This window comes from Streptomyces sp. NPDC008086, from assembly GCF_042957325.1.
Taxonomy (GTDB): Bacteria; Actinomycetota; Actinomycetes; order Streptomycetales; family Streptomycetaceae; genus Streptomyces.
Genome location: NZ_JBIBIA010000010.1, coordinates 411,165 through 426,639, shown reverse-complemented (window position 1 = coordinate 426,639; position 15,475 = coordinate 411,165). Strand labels below are relative to the sequence as shown.

The following is a 15,475-nucleotide window of genomic DNA, read 5'->3' as shown; positions in this document are numbered from 1 at the left end:
GATGGGAGAACCGCCGTACGCGTCGGTACGGCGGTTGCGTCAGGCGTTGGCGACGGCCGGGGCCGGCCCGTTGACCAGGGGTTCCACCTGGGCGGTGACCTTGCGCTCGACGAAGAAAGCGGCGAAGGGAATCGTCCCGGAGAGCAGCACCCACAGCAGCTTGCCGAAGGACCACTTGGCCTTGGAGCCGAGGTCGAAGGCGAAGACCAGGTAGATGATGTAGAGGAAGCCGTGGACCTGGGAGACGGCGAAGGTGACGTCCTCGCCCTTGTCGAAGCCGTACTTGAACACCATGCAGGTGCACAGGACGAGCAGCATGACGGCGGTGACGTAAGCCATCACCCGGTAGCGGGTCAGGACGCTCTTCTTCATGCGTACGAGCGTAACCACCCGTTCCGGAAGATCTTGGCCGGGGCCCGCTCAGCCCTCGTCGAAGTCGTGTGCCGCCACCCTCAGCGGCCGCAGCATCGCGAAGATCTCCGCGCACTCCTCGGCGTCGTACACCCCGAGCCCGAAGTCCATCGCCATCAGGTCGCGGGTGGCGGCCTCGACGACCTCACGACCCTTGTCGGTGATGGAGGCGAGCGTGCCGCGCCCGTCGTTGGGGTTGGGCCGCTTGTCGACCAGGCCGGACCTGACCAGCCGGTCGACGGTGTTCGTCACGGATGTGGGATGCACCATGAGCCGCTCGCCGATCTTGGACATCGGCAGCTCGCCGGCCTTGGAGAAGTTGAGCAGCACCAGCGCCTCGTACCGCGCGAACGTCAGCCCGTACGGCTTGACCACCGAGTCGACCTCGGCGAGCAGGATCTGCTGTGCGCGCATGATCGAGGTGATGGCGGCCATCGACGGCACGTTGCCCCAGCGCTGCTTCCAGAGTTCGTCGGCGCGCGCGATGGGATCGAAGGGAAGACTGAGCGGCTTCGGCACGCGACCGACCTTACCGGCCGGTCACATGCCGGTCAGCCCTGTCTCGCCTTTCGGTCGGCCGCGCTACCCGGCCGCCGGGCCGGCCAGGTCCCTGATCCGGAAGACGGATGTCGACCGGTCCTCGTGCAGACAGGCGTTCATCGGCTGGACCAGGGCCTGGTGGTCGGGGTCGGTCCGCCACCGCTGGACGGCCTGAAGGCTCTCCCACTCGCTGGTGAGCAGCCAGCGGGCGGGATCGTCCAGGGAGCGGCAGAGCTGCTCGCCGAGGTGTCCGGGGAAGCGCTCGGCGCGTTTCAGCACGGACCGGTAGGACTCCACGAAGTCGCTCTCGCGGCCCTCGCGGACGTGGAGCAGACGCAGTACGCGCACGCGTTCCATGGGTCGCACGGTGCCGCGCGTCAGGACGGGTCGAGGACGACGGGCAGTTCCGCGAGCCCGCGGAAGGCGGGGAACGGCACCGTCATCCAGCGCGCCTCCTCCGGTGCCACCGCCAGGGTCATGTGCGGGAACCGGTCGAAGAGCGAGGTGAGGGCGAGCTGCATCTCCAGCCGGGCGAGCGGTGCGCCGATGCAGTAGTGCGGGCCGTAGCCGAAGGCGAGATGGGTGGCCTGGACGTTCGGGCGCTGGACGTCCAGCTCCTCGGGCGCGGCGAACATCTCCGGGTCGCGGTTGGCGCCGGTGATCGAGATCTGGACGAGCGCGCCCTTGGGGATGAGCACGTCCCGGATCACGATGTCCTCCTTGGCGTGCCGGAAGGTCGAGTTCTCCACGGAGGTCTCGAACCGGAAGATCTCCTCGATGGCCGCGTTCATGGAGTTCGCGTCCCGCAGCGCCAGCGCCTTCTGGTCCGGCCGGCTGAGCAGGTGGTAGACGGCGTTGCCGATCTGGTACGCCGTCGACTTGTGGCCGGCGAAGAGCAGCACCCACGCCGTCGAGACGAGTTCGTGGTCGGTGAGCGAGCCTTCCTGGTCCTGGGCCGTGACGAGCGCGCTGAGCAGACCGCCGTCGGGTTCCTGCCGCTTGCGTGCGCACAGGTCGACGAGATAGTCGCGCAGGTTTCCCTCGGCGATTTCCAGCTTCTTTCGCGCCTCCGGTCCGAAACCGGTCTGCGCGACGGTGGCGGACCATTCCTGGGCCTGCTTGCGCTCGTTCTCCGGGACACCCAGGAGTTCGCAGATGACATGGAGCGGAAGCGGGAAACAGAACTCCGGGAGGAGGTTCACCGCCCCCGACTTCGGGCACTGCTCAAGGAGTTCGTCGGTGATCTGCTGGACGCGTGTCCGCAGCGATTCCACCCTTTTCGGAGTGAAGGTGCTGCCGACGATTCTCCTGAGCCTGGTGTGCTTCGGCGGGTCGGAGAAGAGCATGTTGTCGTCGAGCGCGATCGACGAGTCGCCGAAGATGCGGTGGTAGGCGTCGATGGCGCCGTACATGTCCTTGCTCAGCCGCGGGTCGGCGAGGGCGGCCCGGGCGTCGTCATAACGCGTGATGAGGTACGTCTCGACGCCGTGCGGCGGGGACAGCGGGCAGACCGGGGCCTGCTCCCGGAGCGCGGCGTACACGGGATGCGGGTTGGCCCGGAACTCCCGGGTGCAGTTCGAGGCCGCTGCCGCGGCCTCCTCTGGTGACAGTGCCTCGGATTCCTCGGATGCGAATGCTTGCGTCATGACTGGTCCCCGGGTCGGCGTGAATTTCCGTGGTCGGAGCCACAGTTTCCCGGGCGACAGCACGCCGCAAACGGTGCTGGTCCATATGGGTCGGCTCGTCGGAACACGTGTGTGTGACAGTCCTACTTGGTAAACATCGTCGACGTGAGCGGACACGAAGCGGAATCTGTACCAGTCCTCATCGTGGGCGGATCCCTGGTGGGTCTTTCCACTTCGGTTTTCCTGGGGCGCCTCGGAATCGAGCACATGCTCGTGGAGCGGCATGCCGCGACGTCCACGCACCCGCGCGGCCGCGGCAACAACGTGCGCACCATGGAGATTTACCGGACCGCCGGCCTGGAGTCACGTATCCGGGAGGCGGCCCGCGTGCTCTCCGGGAACGACGGCATCCTCCAGGTGGACCGGCTCACCGGGACGCAGCGCCGCTGGATCGTCGGGGACATTTCCGGAGGCATGGACATCTCCCGGGTGAGCTCCTCCGACTGGTGTCTGTGCAGCCAGAACGACCTCGAACCGGTGCTGCTGGAGTACGCGCGCGAGCAGGGTGCCGACATCCGCTTCAGCTCGGAGCTGGTCTCCTTCGCCGAGCACGCGGACGGGGTCCGGGCCCAGATCAGGCGCCGGGACACCGACGAGACGTACACGGTGGACGCCGAGTACCTGGTGGCCGCCGACGGTCCGCGCAGCCCCATCCGGGGCCACCTGGGGATCGGCCAGTCGGGGCCGGGCGAGCTGTTCCACAACGTCAGCGTGACGTTCCGCAGCAGGACCCTGCAGGACCACGTCGGAGACCGGCGGTTCGTCGTCTGCTACGTCACCGACCCCGACGGCGAGGGCGCCCTGCTGCCGGTGGACAACAAGGAGCGCTGGGTGATCCACGTGCCCTGGTATCCCGACCGGGGTGAGGAGTTGGACGACTTCACCGACGAGCGGCTCACGGCACACATCCGCGCGGCCGTCGGCGTGCCGGACATCGACGTCGAGATCACCGGCAAGGCGCCCTGGCACGCCTCGAAGCGGGTCGCCGACAGTTACGGCGCCGGCCGGGTCTTCCTGGCCGGGGACTCGGCCCACGAGATGCCGCCCACCGGGGCGTTCGGCTCCAACACCGGCATCCAGGACGCCCACAACCTGGCCTGGAAGCTCGCCGCGGTGCTGCGCGGCTGGGCCTGCACGTCGTTGCTCGACAGCTACGAGCTGGAACGGCGGCCCGTCGCCCTCGCGACCGGCACGCGCGCGTGCGTGCAGGCCGCCGACGAACAGCACCCGGGCTTCAGCCCCGCCGCCGGACGCAACAACGACCCGGCGGACCTGATGACCGTCGCCCTGTGCTACCGGTACGCGTCCAACGCCGTGGTGGGCGCCCACGCGGAGCAGCCGATCGTGCCCGACGCCTTCCAGCTGGGCGGTGAGCCGGGCAGCCGCGCGCCCCATATGTGGGTCGTGCGCGGCGACACGAGGATCTCCACGCTCGATCTGTACGAGCGTTCCTTCGTACTGCTCGCCGGGTCCGGCGGGCAGAAGTGGCGGACCGCGGTGGAGCGGGCCTCGCTGAATCTGGGCGTGCCCATCGAGGCGTACCTCGTGGGGACCGGACCCGATCACGACCTCGTGCCCGAGACGGACGCCGACTGGGCGGAGTTGCACGGCACGGCCGAGGACGGTGCCGTGCTGGTGCGTCCGGACGGCTTCGTCGCCTGGCGGGCGGACGCCGCGATGCCGGACGCCGACCGCGTGCTGACGAACGTGATGCAGAGCTTGCTCTGCCGCGACTGAACACCCTCTCCACACCCCACCCCGAGGACGTTGCCATGACCCTTGCCGGACGTATCGACGTCCATCACCACTTCACCGCCCCGGCCTGGCTGGACTGGGCCGAGGAACGCGGTGTCGTCAACCGCGAGAAGCTGCCCTGGTGGACCCGCTGGGACGTGAACGCGGCGCTGGAGGTCATGGACAAGACGGGGATCGGCACCTCCGTCATGACCGTGGCGATGCTGGGCCGGTTCCATGAGCGCGCCGAACGGCAGGAGAGCGCCCGGGTCGCCCTCGGGGCGGCGGCCGACGTCGTCGAGGCGAACCCGGCGCGGTTCGCGTTCTTCACGCCCGTCTTCCTCGACGACCTGGAGCTCTCCGCGTGGAGCGTGCGGCACGGTCTGGACGAGCTCGGGGCGATCGGGGTGAGCACCCGGACCAGCGTCAACGGCGTCTTCCTCGGCGACGAGTCGCACGACCGGCTGCTCCAGGAGCTCAACGACCGTTCCGCGGTCGTCAGCACGCACCCCATGGAGGTGGCGGTCCCCGGCAAGGACGGCGGCGAGGGACTGCCCGGGACGCCGCCGTTCGTGTGCGACTTCCTGCTGGACACCACCCGCGCGGCCATCAACCTCATCCGCAACGGCACCCTGGACCGCTATCCGAACCTCAGCTTCATCCTTCCGCACGGCGGGGGCTTCCTGCCCTACATGGCCACCCGGCTCGACCTCTTCGGCGGGCGGATCAACCCGCCGATCGAGCCCGGCCGGGTGAAGGACTACCTGCACCGGTTCTACTTCGACACGGCCGGCCCGATGTCGCCGTCGGCGACGCCCACCCTGCTGGCCACGGTCGACCCCGACCGCATCCTCTTCGGCACCGACTGGCCGCCCACCCCGGCGCACGTCATCGTCGACAGCGTGACGCCCGCCCTGGACGGCGACCCGTTCCTCTCGGAGCAGCAGCTCCAGGGCATCAACCGGGAGAACGCGCTGCGGCTGATGCCGGGGCTCGCGCGTTCGTAGGGCCGGGGTTCGCGAAGGGCCGCCGCCCGCGCGGAGGATGCGCGGGCGGCGGCCCTTTCGGTTCAGTGTTCGGCGGTCGTCAGCGTTCCCACTGGTAGAAGCAGCGCGCCATCGCGTCCTTCGGGCTCCGCCAGGTCTCCGGGTCGTACGGGCTGACGAACGCTTCGAGCCGCTTGCTGATGCCCACGAACTCGGGGTGTCCGGCCACCTTGGCGATGGCGGGGCCCGGGTCCTGCTCGGCCTCGATGAAGTGCATGTACACATCGCCGAACTGGAACAGGGAGCGCTTGGTCACCCCGACGAGGTGCGGGAGTTCGCCGCGGTCGGAGGCCGCGAAGACGTCGGCGATGTCCTTGGCCGACTGCGGGGCCATCCTGGCGACGATCAGTGCGTGGTGCATTCGGCCTCCACACGCTTGCGGATGAGTTCCATCTGGATGGGCGAGTTGCGGTTGATGATCTCCGTCATCCCGGCGTCGTCGACCGGGGCGTCGGGCTTCATCGCGAAGTCCTGCGTCCAGTGCATCCGGGTGCCGCGGGGGGTCTCCTCGTACTCCCAGACGATGTTCATGTACTCGAAGGGGCCGGTCTCGACCCTGCGAGCACGGACGACGAGCTTCTCGCGGTCGGCGACCCGCTCCGACACCCAGCTCCACACCTTGCCGTTCTCGTCGGGGTGCATGGTCAGACGGAAGGTCACGGTGTCGCCCTCGCGGGAGAGCACCTCGCAGGAGGCGTACTCGCTGAACAGCTGGGGCCAGCGGTCCAGGTCGTTCGTCATGTCCCAGACGAGGTCGACGGGTGCGGCGATGGTGATCTCGTTCTCGGTGTGTCCGGGCACTTCAGGCTCCTGTCGTGAGGGCGCCGTTGACGAGGTCGAGGAAGGCGCGCGGGCTCTTGCAGCGCTCGGCGTCGGTGGGCAGCGCCCGTCCGTGCCGGTTCTCCAGCTCGCCCACGATGCCGAGCAGGCCGAGCGAGTCCAGTCCGAACTCGCCGAAGGGTGTGTCCACCCGGCGTTCGAGTTCCTGCGGGTCCACGCTCACGCCGGCGGCCTTCTTCATCAGGGCGGCCAGTTCCTCGACGGTCACTTCGGTCACGTCGGTGGTCATGCGGGGTTCTCCTTGTTGTTGCTGTCCGGTTCAGCGGGCCGGTCCGGGGCCGCGGCGCAGGACGAGCGCCGCGTTGGAGCCCATGAGTCCCCGGCTGAGGACCAGCGCGGTGCGCAGTTCGGCCGGGCGGGGCCTGGCGGTGACCAGGTCGATGTCGTGGCAGATGTCGAAGACGCCGGGCGTCGGCGGGATCTGCCCGTGCTCCATGGCCTGCACCGCGGCCACGATGTCCAGCAGCGGTGCCCCGCAGTACGACCGTCCGATGCCGGTCTTCGGGGCGGTCACCGGCACGCGGGTGCCGTGCGGGCCGAGGGCGTCGGCGAGGGCCAGAGCCTCCGCGCGGTCCGCCTCGGGGATGCCCATGGCGTCGGCGAAGACCACGTCGATCTCCTCCGGTGCGCAGCCGGCCTCGTCGAGGGCGCCGCGGATGGCGTGCGCGAGCCCTTCCCGCGACCGGTCCCAGCGGGAGGCGCCGGTGAAGGTGGCGGCGTGTCCGGCCACGGTGGCCCGCACGAACGCCTCCCGGCGCCGGGCCCGTTCCAGGTCCTCCACGACCAGTACGGCACCGCCCTCGGCGGGTACGAAGCCGCAGGCGGCCGAGGTGAAGGGGCGGTAGGCGCGGTCCGGGTCGGCCTCGGTGCTGAGTTCGGGGTAGCCGAGCTGGCAGACCCCCGAGTAGGGGGCGAGCGGCGCCTCGGCGGCCCCGACCACGACCACGTCGGTCCCCCGGTGCACGGCCCGGGCGGCGTGCGCGACGGCGTCCAGGCCGCCCGCCTCGTCGCTGGCCACCACCCCGCAGGGGCCCTTGAAGCCCTTGCGTATCGAGATCTGGCCGGTGCTGGCCGCGTAGAACCAGGCGATGGACTGGTACGGCCCGACGAACCGGGATCCCTGTCCCCACAGCTTCTGCAGTTCCCGCTGGCCGAACTCGCCGCCGCCGGACCCGGCCGCGGTGACCACGCCGACGGAGTACGGCGAGTCGGCGGCGCTGCTGCTCAGCCCCGCGTCCTGGAGGGCGGCGTCGGCGGCGGCCAGCGCGAAGTGGGTGAACTTGTCGGTCTGGACGAGGAAGGTCTCCTCGATCAGGGCCGACGGGTCGAATCCGCGGACCTCTCCGGCGACCCGGAGCGGAAGGTGCTCGCAGCCCTCCCGGGTGATCCGGTCCAGTACGCTCGCGCCCTCCTTGACGGACTTCCAGTAGGTGTCCGCGTCCAGGCCGTTGGGCGCGACCACGCCGAGGCCGGTGACCGCGGTGTGCCGGGTGCGTCGACCGCTCATCGTCGTCTCCTCCCACTCGGCCCCGTCAGGAGCACCGCGGACTGGAACCCGCCGAAGCCGCTGCCCACGGAGAGCACGTTGTCGAGCCTGCGCGGGCGGGCGGTGCGCGGGACGTAGTCCAGGTCGCACTCGGGGTCCGGGGTCTCGTAGTTCGCCGTCGGCGGGACCACCTGACGGGCCAGCGCGAGCACACAGGCGACGACCTCGATGGCGCCGATCGCGCCGAGCGAGTGGCCCACCATGGACTTGATCGAGCTCATTGGGGTGTCGTAGGCGTGGGCGCCCAGCGACTTCTTGACCGCGGCGGTCTCGTGCCGGTCGTTCTGGCGGGTGCCCGAGCCGTGCGCGTTGACGTAGTCGATCTCGGTGGGGTTTACCCGCGCGTGGTCGAGCGTGTCGTCGATGGCCCGGGCCATCTCCAGGCCCTCACAGGTGAGTCCGGTCATGTGGTAGGCGTTGCCGTAGGTGGCGTAGCCGCCGATCTCGCAGTAGACGTGCGCGCCGCGCGCGCGGGCGTGCTCCAGTTCCTCCAGGACGAGTACGGCGGCTCCCTCGCCCATGACGAATCCGTCGCGGTGGGCGTCGAAGGGGCGGGAGGCGTGCTCCGGGTCGTCGTTGTTGGGGGAGGTGGCCTTGATGGCGTCGAAGCAGGCCATGGTGATCGGGGAGATCGGGGAGTCCGAGGCGCCGGCTATGCAGAGGTCGGCGCGGCCCTCCTCGATGGTGTGGAAGGCGTAGCCCACGGCGTCGAGTCCGGAGGTGCAGCCGGTGGACACGGTCTGCACCGGGCCCTGGGCGCCGAACCGCTCCGCGACGTCCGCGGCCAGCGTGCTGGGCGAGAACGCCCGGTGCAGTTGCGGCTCGGCGGCGCGGTGGTCGACGTCCCAGCGCTGTCCGCGTTCGCTGACGAGGACGTAGTCGTGTTCGAGCCGGGTCGTGCCGCCGACGGCGCTGCCCAGGGACACGGCGACGCGCCAGGGGTCCTCGGCGGCGAAGTCGACACCGCTGTCGGCGACGGCCTCCTGGGCGGCGACGAGGGCGAACTGTATGTACCGGTCGGCGCGTTCCACGACCTCGATGTCGAGGCCGTGCGCGAGCGGGTCGAAGTCGCACTCGGCGGCGATCCGGGAGCGCAGGCCCGCGGGGTCGAACAGGGTGATGCCACGGGTCGCCGTACGGCCGTTGGAGAGCAGGTCCCAGAAGGCCGGCACCCCGATCCCGCCCGGGGCGACCACGCCTATGCCGGTGACCGCCACGCGCCGGGTCATGACAGCACCCCTGGGCGTTCCGGCTGCGCACCCTCCCCCTGGACGAGCGGGTAGGCCTGGACGTCGTCGCTGATCTCGGGGGCCTCGGTGTCGACGTGGCCTAGCTTCGGGTTCGGCGCGAGGGGCCCCAGATGGAAGATCATGCGGGCTTCGTCGTCGCCGACGTTGCGGAAGCGGTGGCGCATGTCGATGGGGATCATGAGGCCCTGGTCGGAGCGGAGGGGAAACGTTTCTCCGTCCAGGTCGACCTCCAGCCTGCCCTCGACGACGTAGATGAACTCCTCGGAGTACGGGTGGTAGTGCTCGCTGATGCGTTCGCCGGGCTGGATGATGGCCAGGCCCATGAAGCCGCTCGTGGCACCCACCGTGACAGGGGTGAGCAGGGTGCGCAGGTCGCCGCCGCGCTTGCGGTTGGGCTCGATCTCGTTCAGGTCCACGACGCGCGGGCGCATCTTGTCCATGGTCTGTCTCCAGGTCGGTCGATGGGGGTGGGTCGCTGTACGGGTCCTCGGGCGGCCGGCGCGCGGTTCGCTCCGCGGGTTGCCGGGCGACTCGCTGTGCGGTTCGCCGGCGGTTCGCACGGTCGCGCGGTGGTCCCGGGGCGAGCGACTCCCTGGTCGGTCAGGACTGCGCTGCCCTGCGGTCGGTGATCAGTGCCATGTCGGCGTGGGTCAGGAGGCGGGTCGCCTCCCGTTCGCCCCTGAGCGTTCCCTCGACACCGAGCGCGTCGCCGTCGAGCAGCCGGGCCAGCACGACGGCCTTCCTCGGGCCATGGATGCCGAGTGCCATGACCGGATCGGTCTCGGGGTCGCCCCGTACGTCGATGAGGCGGACGACGATGTCCTCGCGCTGGAAGACGGTGCTGCGGTGCACGGGGCCGGCCGGGTCGGCCGCGGCGGTCTCGTCCTGCGTCGCGAGGAAGCGGGCCAGCGCCATTCCGCAGCCCTCTTTGGCCGGGTAGTAGAGGGCGTGCCGGGTGAGGCCGGCCGGTTCCGGGCCGCCACGGGTCACATGGTGGACGGGGGGCATGGCGGCGCGGGCGAAGAAGGTCCGGGCGGACTCGGGGTCGGTGAGATCCCGGTGCTGCTCCAGATGGGGGTTGAGGGCCTCTTCGACGGCCCGGATCTCGGGCTGGCGGGAGACGTGGCGCAGCGCCGTCGTGAGGTCGCCCTCGACCTCGACGGTTCTGACGACCCGGTTTCCGTGCATGAACAAGGTGGTGCGGCGCAGTCGCGTGGTGTCGTCGACGCGGGCCTCTGGTGGGGCGTAGCCGGCGAGGATCTCGGCGACCTTGGACTCGGAGCCGGGTTTGACGGTGAAGGTCAGGGCGTGGCGGATGACCCCGTCACCGACGCGTACGTCCTTCTGGAGGCCGTCGGTTCGGGGGTGGGCGCCGCCGGTTTCGCGGACGATGCCGTAGCGCAGCGAGCGGATCTCGCGGGCGCAGCGGGTCAGGGGCCGGACGGTCTCGATGTGCTCGTCGCTGTTGACCCAGGCGTGGTACGGCGGGGCGGTGGCCCATTCGCTCGTGATGAGCCACTGGGACGGGTTCTCCAGGGACTGGCACAGTTGGTCACCGAGGTGGCCGGGGACGGACGCGACGCGGTCGCGCATCTGCTCGTACGCGTCCAGGAACTGTTGCTCGGCGCCTTCGTGGAGGTCGACCAGCAGAAGGACTCGCATCCTGGAGCCGTCGAACGCCGACTGGAATGTGTAGGGCGAAGTGGTCATCCGGCAGACCCTTCCTTCGCGGGAGCAAGCGGCGGCCGTCCGTGTCCACCAGCGCGAACGCGGGTTTCGGCCCTGAGCCTTCATCGTGGGTCAGGGCCCTGGGGTCCGCGAGCCGCGCGGGCCAATTGAGGGACTGCGGGGGGCATGTGCCGTCGCCGGCGCGCGGGTTGGGGCGTGGGATGCCTGCGGCGGCCCGTTGCGGTGGGGTGGGGGTGCGCGTAGCGCGGTTCGGTGGGGTGGTGGGTCGGGGGGCGACCGCGGGCTCGGTGGGGGTGCGCCAGCCAGGGACCTGCCGGGACTACGGCCGCCTCGTGTCTGACCTGTCGCCGCGAACCTTGCCTGGCCGCCGCGTCCGCGATCGGCTGGAGATTCACGCTGCCCGCCGGCCTCTGTGCTCGTGGCGTTGCGGTGGCGGCCCGGGGACTGGCACACGACTGCAGCGCAATGCATGGGGAACTGGGCGTTTTCACGTGCCGAGATCTGCGATCCTCCTCGGGGCCGCTGGAGACGACGACAGGAAGGACGCGGGGATGAGTGGCAGCGGGGGCGGGGCGCCGTGGAATCCATACGGCGGAGGACAACCGCCGGGAGCGGGTTTGCCACCCGTGACGCCGACGGGCCCCTGGCCGCCGGCTCCGGCGCGCCCGCTGACCTTCGGACGTCTCTTCAATCCGATCGCTGTGGGGCGTGCGGTGTTCACGCCGTCCCGTCCGGACCGTGTGGACGACCCGGTGGTGAAGAAGGTGCAGGTCTTTCGGACGGTCGTCGGCCTGGTCGCTGTCACGTGGATGCTGTTGTCCTACGGGATCGCGTCGGACGCCGACGCCGTGATGAACGACCGCTTCGGCCAGATCCGCACCACGCTCATTGTGCTGGCGGTGACGTTCCCGGTCGCCGTCGCGGTCTTCATCGCGGCGGCCCGCCCACCCAACCGGCGCCTGTTCTTGCGCCGCGCGGTCAAGCCCGCCGGGGCCCTGCTCGCGCTGGTCGTCACGCTCGCTGTGCCACGACTGATCACGGGACTGGGGTACGTGACCGAGGACACTGACTGGACGGCGTCGGCAGGGCGGGTGGTGCTGCTGTTCGCCTTGGGGGCCTTCTGTTTGTGGCTCGCCCCCTTTGGTTTCTACGGCATCGCGCAGTCCCTCGTGCACGTCTTCCGGACAGCGGACGTCCACGAGACGGTGCCACCGCTGCTCGCGACGCTGCTCGTTTGGGAGGTCGCCCTCTTCGACGCGTTCCGGGGCGCCTACGACGGTGTGCCGTTCGCGGTGCGGATGGCCTTCATTCTGGGAGCCCCTCTGACCGTCACCGCCGTGGCGTTGTGGGAGCTGCGGCGGCTGCGTACGCGGCACGGCATCACCCTGCGTGCAGCACTGCTGCGCTGAGCCGTCGCGACGGAGGTTGCCCTGGGGATCCGCTGCTCCCGGCGCGGCTCCCGCAGCCGGTCCGCGATCCGCCCGGCCCTGATTTCCCCAGACGGATCGGTGGGCGCTTCGGGCGGGGCCTCGCGGTCCGCTTCGAGCTCTTCCTCACCACGCCTGAAGTCTTCGCCACCAGCCGGTTCCCGACTGGGAACGGTCCATCACCACCCGTGCCGACGACACTCACGTACCGCAGCTCACCGGGAGGCCCCACGGCCCTGCACAGGATGCCCCTCCTCCGGGAGTCGCTTTCAGCAGGTCAGCGAATGTCGTCGGCCGTCCTCAGTCGATGCTCGCGGACCGCAGGAGGTCGGTGATCCGGACGGGATCGTCGGACATGGGTGAGTGCCCGCAGCCGGGCAGCCGGACATGGCGGGCTCCTGGCAGGAGCCGGGCTGCGCGGCGGGCCTGGTGCCGGGGTGTCAGAAGGTCCCGGGTGCCCCAGGCGACCGTGACCGGGACGCTGGGGGTGAAGCCGGTCAGTCGGTACGTGCGTGCTGCTCGGCGGGTGGCTTTGAAGCCGGGCGCACGGGCCAGGTCGCGCAGGGCGCCCTCGGCCGTCTCCGGCGTCATCCGCCAGGGACGCGCGACGAGTTGCCAGAACGTGAGGGTTCGGCCCAGGGCGCTGTCGGTCACCCGTGCCGTGCGAGGGCCGAGGCTCTCCGCCATCGTGCGCGCGATCCGGAGCGAGCCGAGGGCGTAGGCGGCCTCGGGGCCGGTCCACAGGCCGATCGGGGACAGGGCGACGGCGCTGCCGACCACGCCGGTCCGGGCGAGTTCGAGTGCGACGGCCCCTCCGAGCGAGTTGCCGACGACGGGCGGGCGTGTGAGGCCGACCGCGGAGAACCACGTGGCGACCTCGGTGGCGAGTGCCTGGACTGTAGGAGCGGTACCACCTGGCAGCTGTGGGCTGTCGCCGAATCCTGGCAGGTCGACGGCCACGACCTCGCGTTCGCCGACCAACAGCTGGATGACGGGCGCCCAGCCCTCCCGGTCCAGTTGCCGGATCACAACCAGCGGCGGCCCTGTGCCGCGGCGGCTACTGGCCAGCTGGATATCCGACATATCGAAAGCATAAGGGCGTGATCAGTAGTCGCACGAGCTGATCCGGCCGTCCGCGCAGCGACGGCCGGTCCACCCGGCGACGGCCAGTCGTGACGCTTCTTCCAACGACCGGCCCGGAGGTATCCGGGTTGCCGGGAGTCGCCCTCTGTCAACGCGGGATATCCACCCGGGCTCAGCCGCGTTGTCAGCAGGTCAGCGAATTCCGTCGGTTCCCCCCACAACCACGCTGGAATTCGACGGCGGTGTGGGTCCGTGTCGGCGCCCGGCCCGTGCGCCGCGTGGCGAAGGAACCCCGTCGCGCCGGCACCTTCCGCCTCATCGTCTCGGGCGGAGGCATCGGCGGTCACACTTACCCGGCACTCACCGCGATCCGCACGCTGCAGAATCGGCTGACGGCCGAGGGCAGAGGCCTCGACCTGCTGTGGATCGGCACTGCTGAGGGCCTGGAGGCACGTGTCGCGCCGGCCGAGGGCATCGCGTTCGCCACGGTGACCACCGGGAAGATCCGCCGCTCAAGCAACCCGCTCAAGATGATGTCCGCGGCCAAGATGCGGGACATGGCCCGTGTGCCGCTCGGGGTAGCCCAGGCGAGGAAGCTGGTTGCCGAGTTCCGGCCGAACGTGGTCCTCGCCACCGGCGGTTACGTCGCGGTCCCCGCAGGCCTGGCCGCGCGGATGTGCCGACGTCCGCTGGTGCTTCATGAGCAGGCAGACAACGGCAGGCGCGCACGACAGGTGTCGCGCCTGCCGCATTGTGGCCTTTCAGCCCCGCGGTGCGACACGGATACGGTTCCCGTCAGGACCGGCTGCGAGGAAGGTCAGCCCGAACCCCGCATCATGTGGCTCCTGCAGGATCGTGACACCCTTGGACTGCCACTGTTTGAAGATCGCATTGACCTCGTCGGGCCCGTCGTTGGTGGCCAGACACACCTCACTGGTACGCGGGACGTCCGGCGACAGATCCTCGAACTGGCCAGACCACAGAGCGAGGTCAGCGCCTGGCCCGAGGTCGAAGGTGATGTATCCCGGAGTCTCGAACGAGGGGCTCATGCCGAGGAGGTCGCCGTAGAAGCGAGCTGCGGCGGGAGCGTCGTTCACATAGACGATGGACACGACGGATGTGGTCATGATTGTTCCTTCTCACAGGTGGTAGGTACGCATCCACCAGCCTCACCGGGATATGCGCCGCCCCCTGTCGCAATTCCTGAAAAAATTGGTGTGTGACCCCAGACCGCTTCTTCTCCCTGATGCTGCTCCTCGCATCGAGGGATGCCGTGACCACACAGGAACTTGCCTCGGCGCTAGGAGTGTCCCTTCGAACCATCACCCGGGACCTGAACTGGCTCCGCGACGCAGGTCTGCCAGTGACCGCGCAACGGGGCCGCCTCGGAGGTGTGACCATGCTGCCCGGGTCCGGGCTCGACCTCACGCGACTCACACCGGACGAGCGTGATCATCTGTCGCTCACCGGGCTGGATGAGAAGCAACGTGCGGAGCTCAACGCATCCGTCGAAAGCCAGCGCGCGCTCTCCAAGATCGGCGCTACACAGCCACGTCGAGCTCGTGAGCTCCTGCCCCTCACCGACGTAGTGCACGTGGACAGCCGTCCCTGGCTCCAGGCACCAGATTCCGACACGACTCCGGCTTCACTGATCGGCCCCGTGCGGCGAGGTCGTCGGCTACGGATCGAGTACGACAGTCCCCACGAGTCATGCTCACGCATCCTGGTCGTGGACCCCTACGGGCTGCTCGCCAAGGCCGGCACCTGGTACCTCGTCGCCGACTGTGCCCGAGCGCCACGGATGTACCGACTCGAACGGATCACGGCCTGGACAGCAGTCGACGAGCCACGGCGGATCCGCGAGAACCAGACCCTGGCCACCGTCGCTGCAGCGCTCGTTGATCAGTGGGAACACAACCATGCGATAGAGGTCAGCGCCACCATCGACCAGACCCAGATCGAGCGAGCGCAACGGATCTTTGGCCAACGACTCGTCCAGCACGACTATGAAGAATCCGTCACCGGCCACAAGGTAACGATCCGCTTCCTGCAGCTGGAGGACGTGCGAGCACTACTGCCGTTCGGAAGCGCCATCACTGTGCACGGCCCCACCGAAGCCAGGGCTCACCTCAGCAACCTCGCCATCAACCTTGCCCACCACTATGCGCCGTCACCAACGTCCTGACCTGCAACAGCTGGGCCCGGGTGCTTGCGGTCGGGGCGG

17 protein-coding genes and 1 pseudogene are annotated in these 15,475 nt (G+C 69.7%); 5 read left to right on the top strand and 13 right to left on the bottom strand.

Features of this window, described 5'->3' with window-relative positions; translation table 11 throughout:
* Window positions 1-39: 39 nt before the first annotated feature.
* From ACFZBP_RS34445 to ACFZBP_RS34430, 4 genes are all read right to left on the bottom strand, one after another.
* A complete protein-coding gene (locus ACFZBP_RS34445; protein ID WP_234765250.1) occupies window positions 40-372 on the bottom strand; it encodes a DUF3817 domain-containing protein in 333 nt (110 codons plus the stop codon).
* Between the two features lie 48 nt (window positions 373-420).
* Entirely contained in the window at window positions 421-930 is a 510-nt protein-coding gene (locus ACFZBP_RS34440; protein ID WP_383459956.1) for a MarR family winged helix-turn-helix transcriptional regulator, read from the bottom strand.
* 63 nt (window positions 931-993) lie between these two features.
* Complete coding sequence (locus ACFZBP_RS34435) at window positions 994-1,308, bottom strand: antibiotic biosynthesis monooxygenase family protein (protein ID WP_383459953.1); 315 nt, start codon at window positions 1,306-1,308, stop codon at window positions 994-996.
* 20 nt (window positions 1,309-1,328) lie between these two features.
* On the bottom strand, window positions 1,329-2,597 hold the full coding sequence (locus ACFZBP_RS34430) for a cytochrome P450 (protein WP_391419030.1): 1,269 nt from the start codon (window positions 2,595-2,597) through the stop codon (window positions 1,329-1,331).
* Window positions 2,598-2,741: 144 nt separating this feature from the next.
* Between ACFZBP_RS34430 and ACFZBP_RS34425 the strand changes: the two genes are divergently transcribed.
* Complete coding sequence (locus ACFZBP_RS34425; RefSeq protein ID WP_391419028.1) at window positions 2,742-4,373, top strand: FAD-dependent monooxygenase; 1,632 nt, start codon at window positions 2,742-2,744, stop codon at window positions 4,371-4,373.
* 35 nt (window positions 4,374-4,408) lie between these two features.
* Window positions 4,409-5,377: an amidohydrolase family protein gene (locus tag ACFZBP_RS34420; RefSeq protein ID WP_391419026.1), complete on the top strand. Its 969-nt coding sequence runs from the start codon at window positions 4,409-4,411 to the stop codon at window positions 5,375-5,377.
* A gap of 79 nt (window positions 5,378-5,456) precedes the next feature.
* On the opposite strand, the gene ACFZBP_RS34415 is transcribed toward ACFZBP_RS34420, so the two are convergent.
* The 7 genes from ACFZBP_RS34415 to ACFZBP_RS34385 form a co-directional block, all read right to left on the bottom strand.
* Window positions 5,457-5,777 (bottom strand): TcmI family type II polyketide cyclase, encoded by a 321-nt coding sequence (locus ACFZBP_RS34415; RefSeq protein WP_383459943.1) that lies wholly within the window; start codon window positions 5,775-5,777, stop codon window positions 5,457-5,459.
* Window positions 5,762-6,217: an SRPBCC family protein gene (locus ACFZBP_RS34410; RefSeq protein ID WP_383459940.1), complete on the bottom strand. Its 456-nt coding sequence runs from the start codon at window positions 6,215-6,217 to the stop codon at window positions 5,762-5,764. The genes ACFZBP_RS34415 and ACFZBP_RS34410 overlap by 16 nt, the downstream gene beginning before the upstream one ends.
* 1 nt (window position 6,218) lies before the next feature.
* Window positions 6,219-6,485, bottom strand: coding sequence for an acyl carrier protein (locus tag ACFZBP_RS34405; RefSeq protein ID WP_383459937.1), 267 nt, complete (start codon window positions 6,483-6,485; stop codon window positions 6,219-6,221).
* Between the two features lie 30 nt (window positions 6,486-6,515).
* Entirely contained in the window at window positions 6,516-7,763 is a 1,248-nt protein-coding gene (locus ACFZBP_RS34400; RefSeq protein WP_383459934.1) for a ketosynthase chain-length factor, read from the bottom strand.
* Complete coding sequence (locus ACFZBP_RS34395) at window positions 7,760-9,031, bottom strand: beta-ketoacyl-ACP synthase II (protein ID WP_391419021.1); 1,272 nt, start codon at window positions 9,029-9,031, stop codon at window positions 7,760-7,762. The genes ACFZBP_RS34400 and ACFZBP_RS34395 overlap by 4 nt, the downstream gene beginning before the upstream one ends.
* Complete coding sequence (locus ACFZBP_RS34390; RefSeq protein ID WP_383459929.1) at window positions 9,028-9,492, bottom strand: cupin domain-containing protein; 465 nt, start codon at window positions 9,490-9,492, stop codon at window positions 9,028-9,030. The genes ACFZBP_RS34395 and ACFZBP_RS34390 overlap by 4 nt, the downstream gene beginning before the upstream one ends.
* A gap of 160 nt (window positions 9,493-9,652) precedes the next feature.
* Window positions 9,653-10,762: a SchA/CurD-like domain-containing protein gene (locus ACFZBP_RS34385; protein ID WP_391419019.1), complete on the bottom strand. Its 1,110-nt coding sequence runs from the start codon at window positions 10,760-10,762 to the stop codon at window positions 9,653-9,655.
* Window positions 10,763-11,454: 692 nt separating this feature from the next.
* Here ACFZBP_RS34385 and ACFZBP_RS34380 point away from each other — a divergent pair.
* Complete coding sequence (locus ACFZBP_RS34380) at window positions 11,455-12,150, top strand: hypothetical protein (RefSeq protein WP_391419017.1); 696 nt, start codon at window positions 11,455-11,457, stop codon at window positions 12,148-12,150.
* A gap of 318 nt (window positions 12,151-12,468) precedes the next feature.
* Here ACFZBP_RS34380 and ACFZBP_RS34375 read toward each other — a convergent pair whose 3' ends face one another.
* Entirely contained in the window at window positions 12,469-13,251 is a 783-nt protein-coding gene (locus ACFZBP_RS34375) for an alpha/beta fold hydrolase (RefSeq protein WP_391419015.1), read from the bottom strand.
* A 278-nt stretch (window positions 13,252-13,529) separates the two neighbouring features.
* Here ACFZBP_RS34375 and ACFZBP_RS34370 point away from each other — a divergent pair.
* Window positions 13,530-13,958 (top strand): annotated as a pseudogene (locus tag ACFZBP_RS34370) (glycosyltransferase); the annotation flags it as partial.
* A gap of 54 nt (window positions 13,959-14,012) precedes the next feature.
* Here the strand turns inward: ACFZBP_RS34370 and ACFZBP_RS34365 are convergent.
* The gene (locus ACFZBP_RS34365; protein WP_391419013.1) at window positions 14,013-14,378 is read right to left on the bottom strand and encodes a VOC family protein; all 366 of its coding nucleotides are present in this window, start codon (window positions 14,376-14,378) and stop codon (window positions 14,013-14,015) included.
* 92 nt (window positions 14,379-14,470) lie between these two features.
* Here ACFZBP_RS34365 and ACFZBP_RS34360 point away from each other — a divergent pair, with 92 nt between their 5' ends.
* Window positions 14,471-15,436: a WYL domain-containing protein gene (locus ACFZBP_RS34360; protein ID WP_391419010.1), complete on the top strand. Its 966-nt coding sequence runs from the start codon at window positions 14,471-14,473 to the stop codon at window positions 15,434-15,436.
* The last annotated feature ends 39 nt before the right edge of the window (window positions 15,437-15,475 follow it).

Excerpts from the sequence above, each read along its gene's own strand:
- ACFZBP_RS34445 (WP_234765250.1), bottom strand. The coding sequence starts at position 372 with ATGAAGAAGAGCGTCCTGACCCGCTACCGGGTGATGGCTTACGTCACC.
- ACFZBP_RS34435 (WP_383459953.1), bottom strand. The coding sequence starts at position 1,308 with ATGGAACGCGTGCGCGTACTGCGTCTGCTCCACGTCCGCGAGGGCCGC.
- ACFZBP_RS34430 (WP_391419030.1), bottom strand. The coding sequence starts at position 2,597 with ATGACGCAAGCATTCGCATCCGAGGAATCCGAGGCACTGTCACCAGAG.
- ACFZBP_RS34420 (WP_391419026.1), top strand. The coding sequence starts at position 4,409 with ATGACCCTTGCCGGACGTATCGACGTCCATCACCACTTCACCGCCCCG.
- ACFZBP_RS34415 (WP_383459943.1), bottom strand. The coding sequence starts at position 5,777 with ATGCACCACGCACTGATCGTCGCCAGGATGGCCCCGCAGTCGGCCAAG.
- ACFZBP_RS34405 (WP_383459937.1), bottom strand. The coding sequence starts at position 6,485 with ATGACCACCGACGTGACCGAAGTGACCGTCGAGGAACTGGCCGCCCTG.
- ACFZBP_RS34400 (WP_383459934.1), bottom strand. The coding sequence starts at position 7,763 with ATGAGCGGTCGACGCACCCGGCACACCGCGGTCACCGGCCTCGGCGTG.
- ACFZBP_RS34395 (WP_391419021.1), bottom strand. The coding sequence starts at position 9,031 with ATGACCCGGCGCGTGGCGGTCACCGGCATAGGCGTGGTCGCCCCGGGC.
- ACFZBP_RS34390 (WP_383459929.1), bottom strand. The coding sequence starts at position 9,492 with ATGGACAAGATGCGCCCGCGCGTCGTGGACCTGAACGAGATCGAGCCC.
- ACFZBP_RS34385 (WP_391419019.1), bottom strand. The coding sequence starts at position 10,762 with ATGACCACTTCGCCCTACACATTCCAGTCGGCGTTCGACGGCTCCAGG.
- ACFZBP_RS34375 (WP_391419015.1), bottom strand. The coding sequence starts at position 13,251 with ATGTCGGATATCCAGCTGGCCAGTAGCCGCCGCGGCACAGGGCCGCCG.
- ACFZBP_RS34365 (WP_391419013.1), bottom strand. The coding sequence starts at position 14,378 with ATGACCACATCCGTCGTGTCCATCGTCTATGTGAACGACGCTCCCGCC.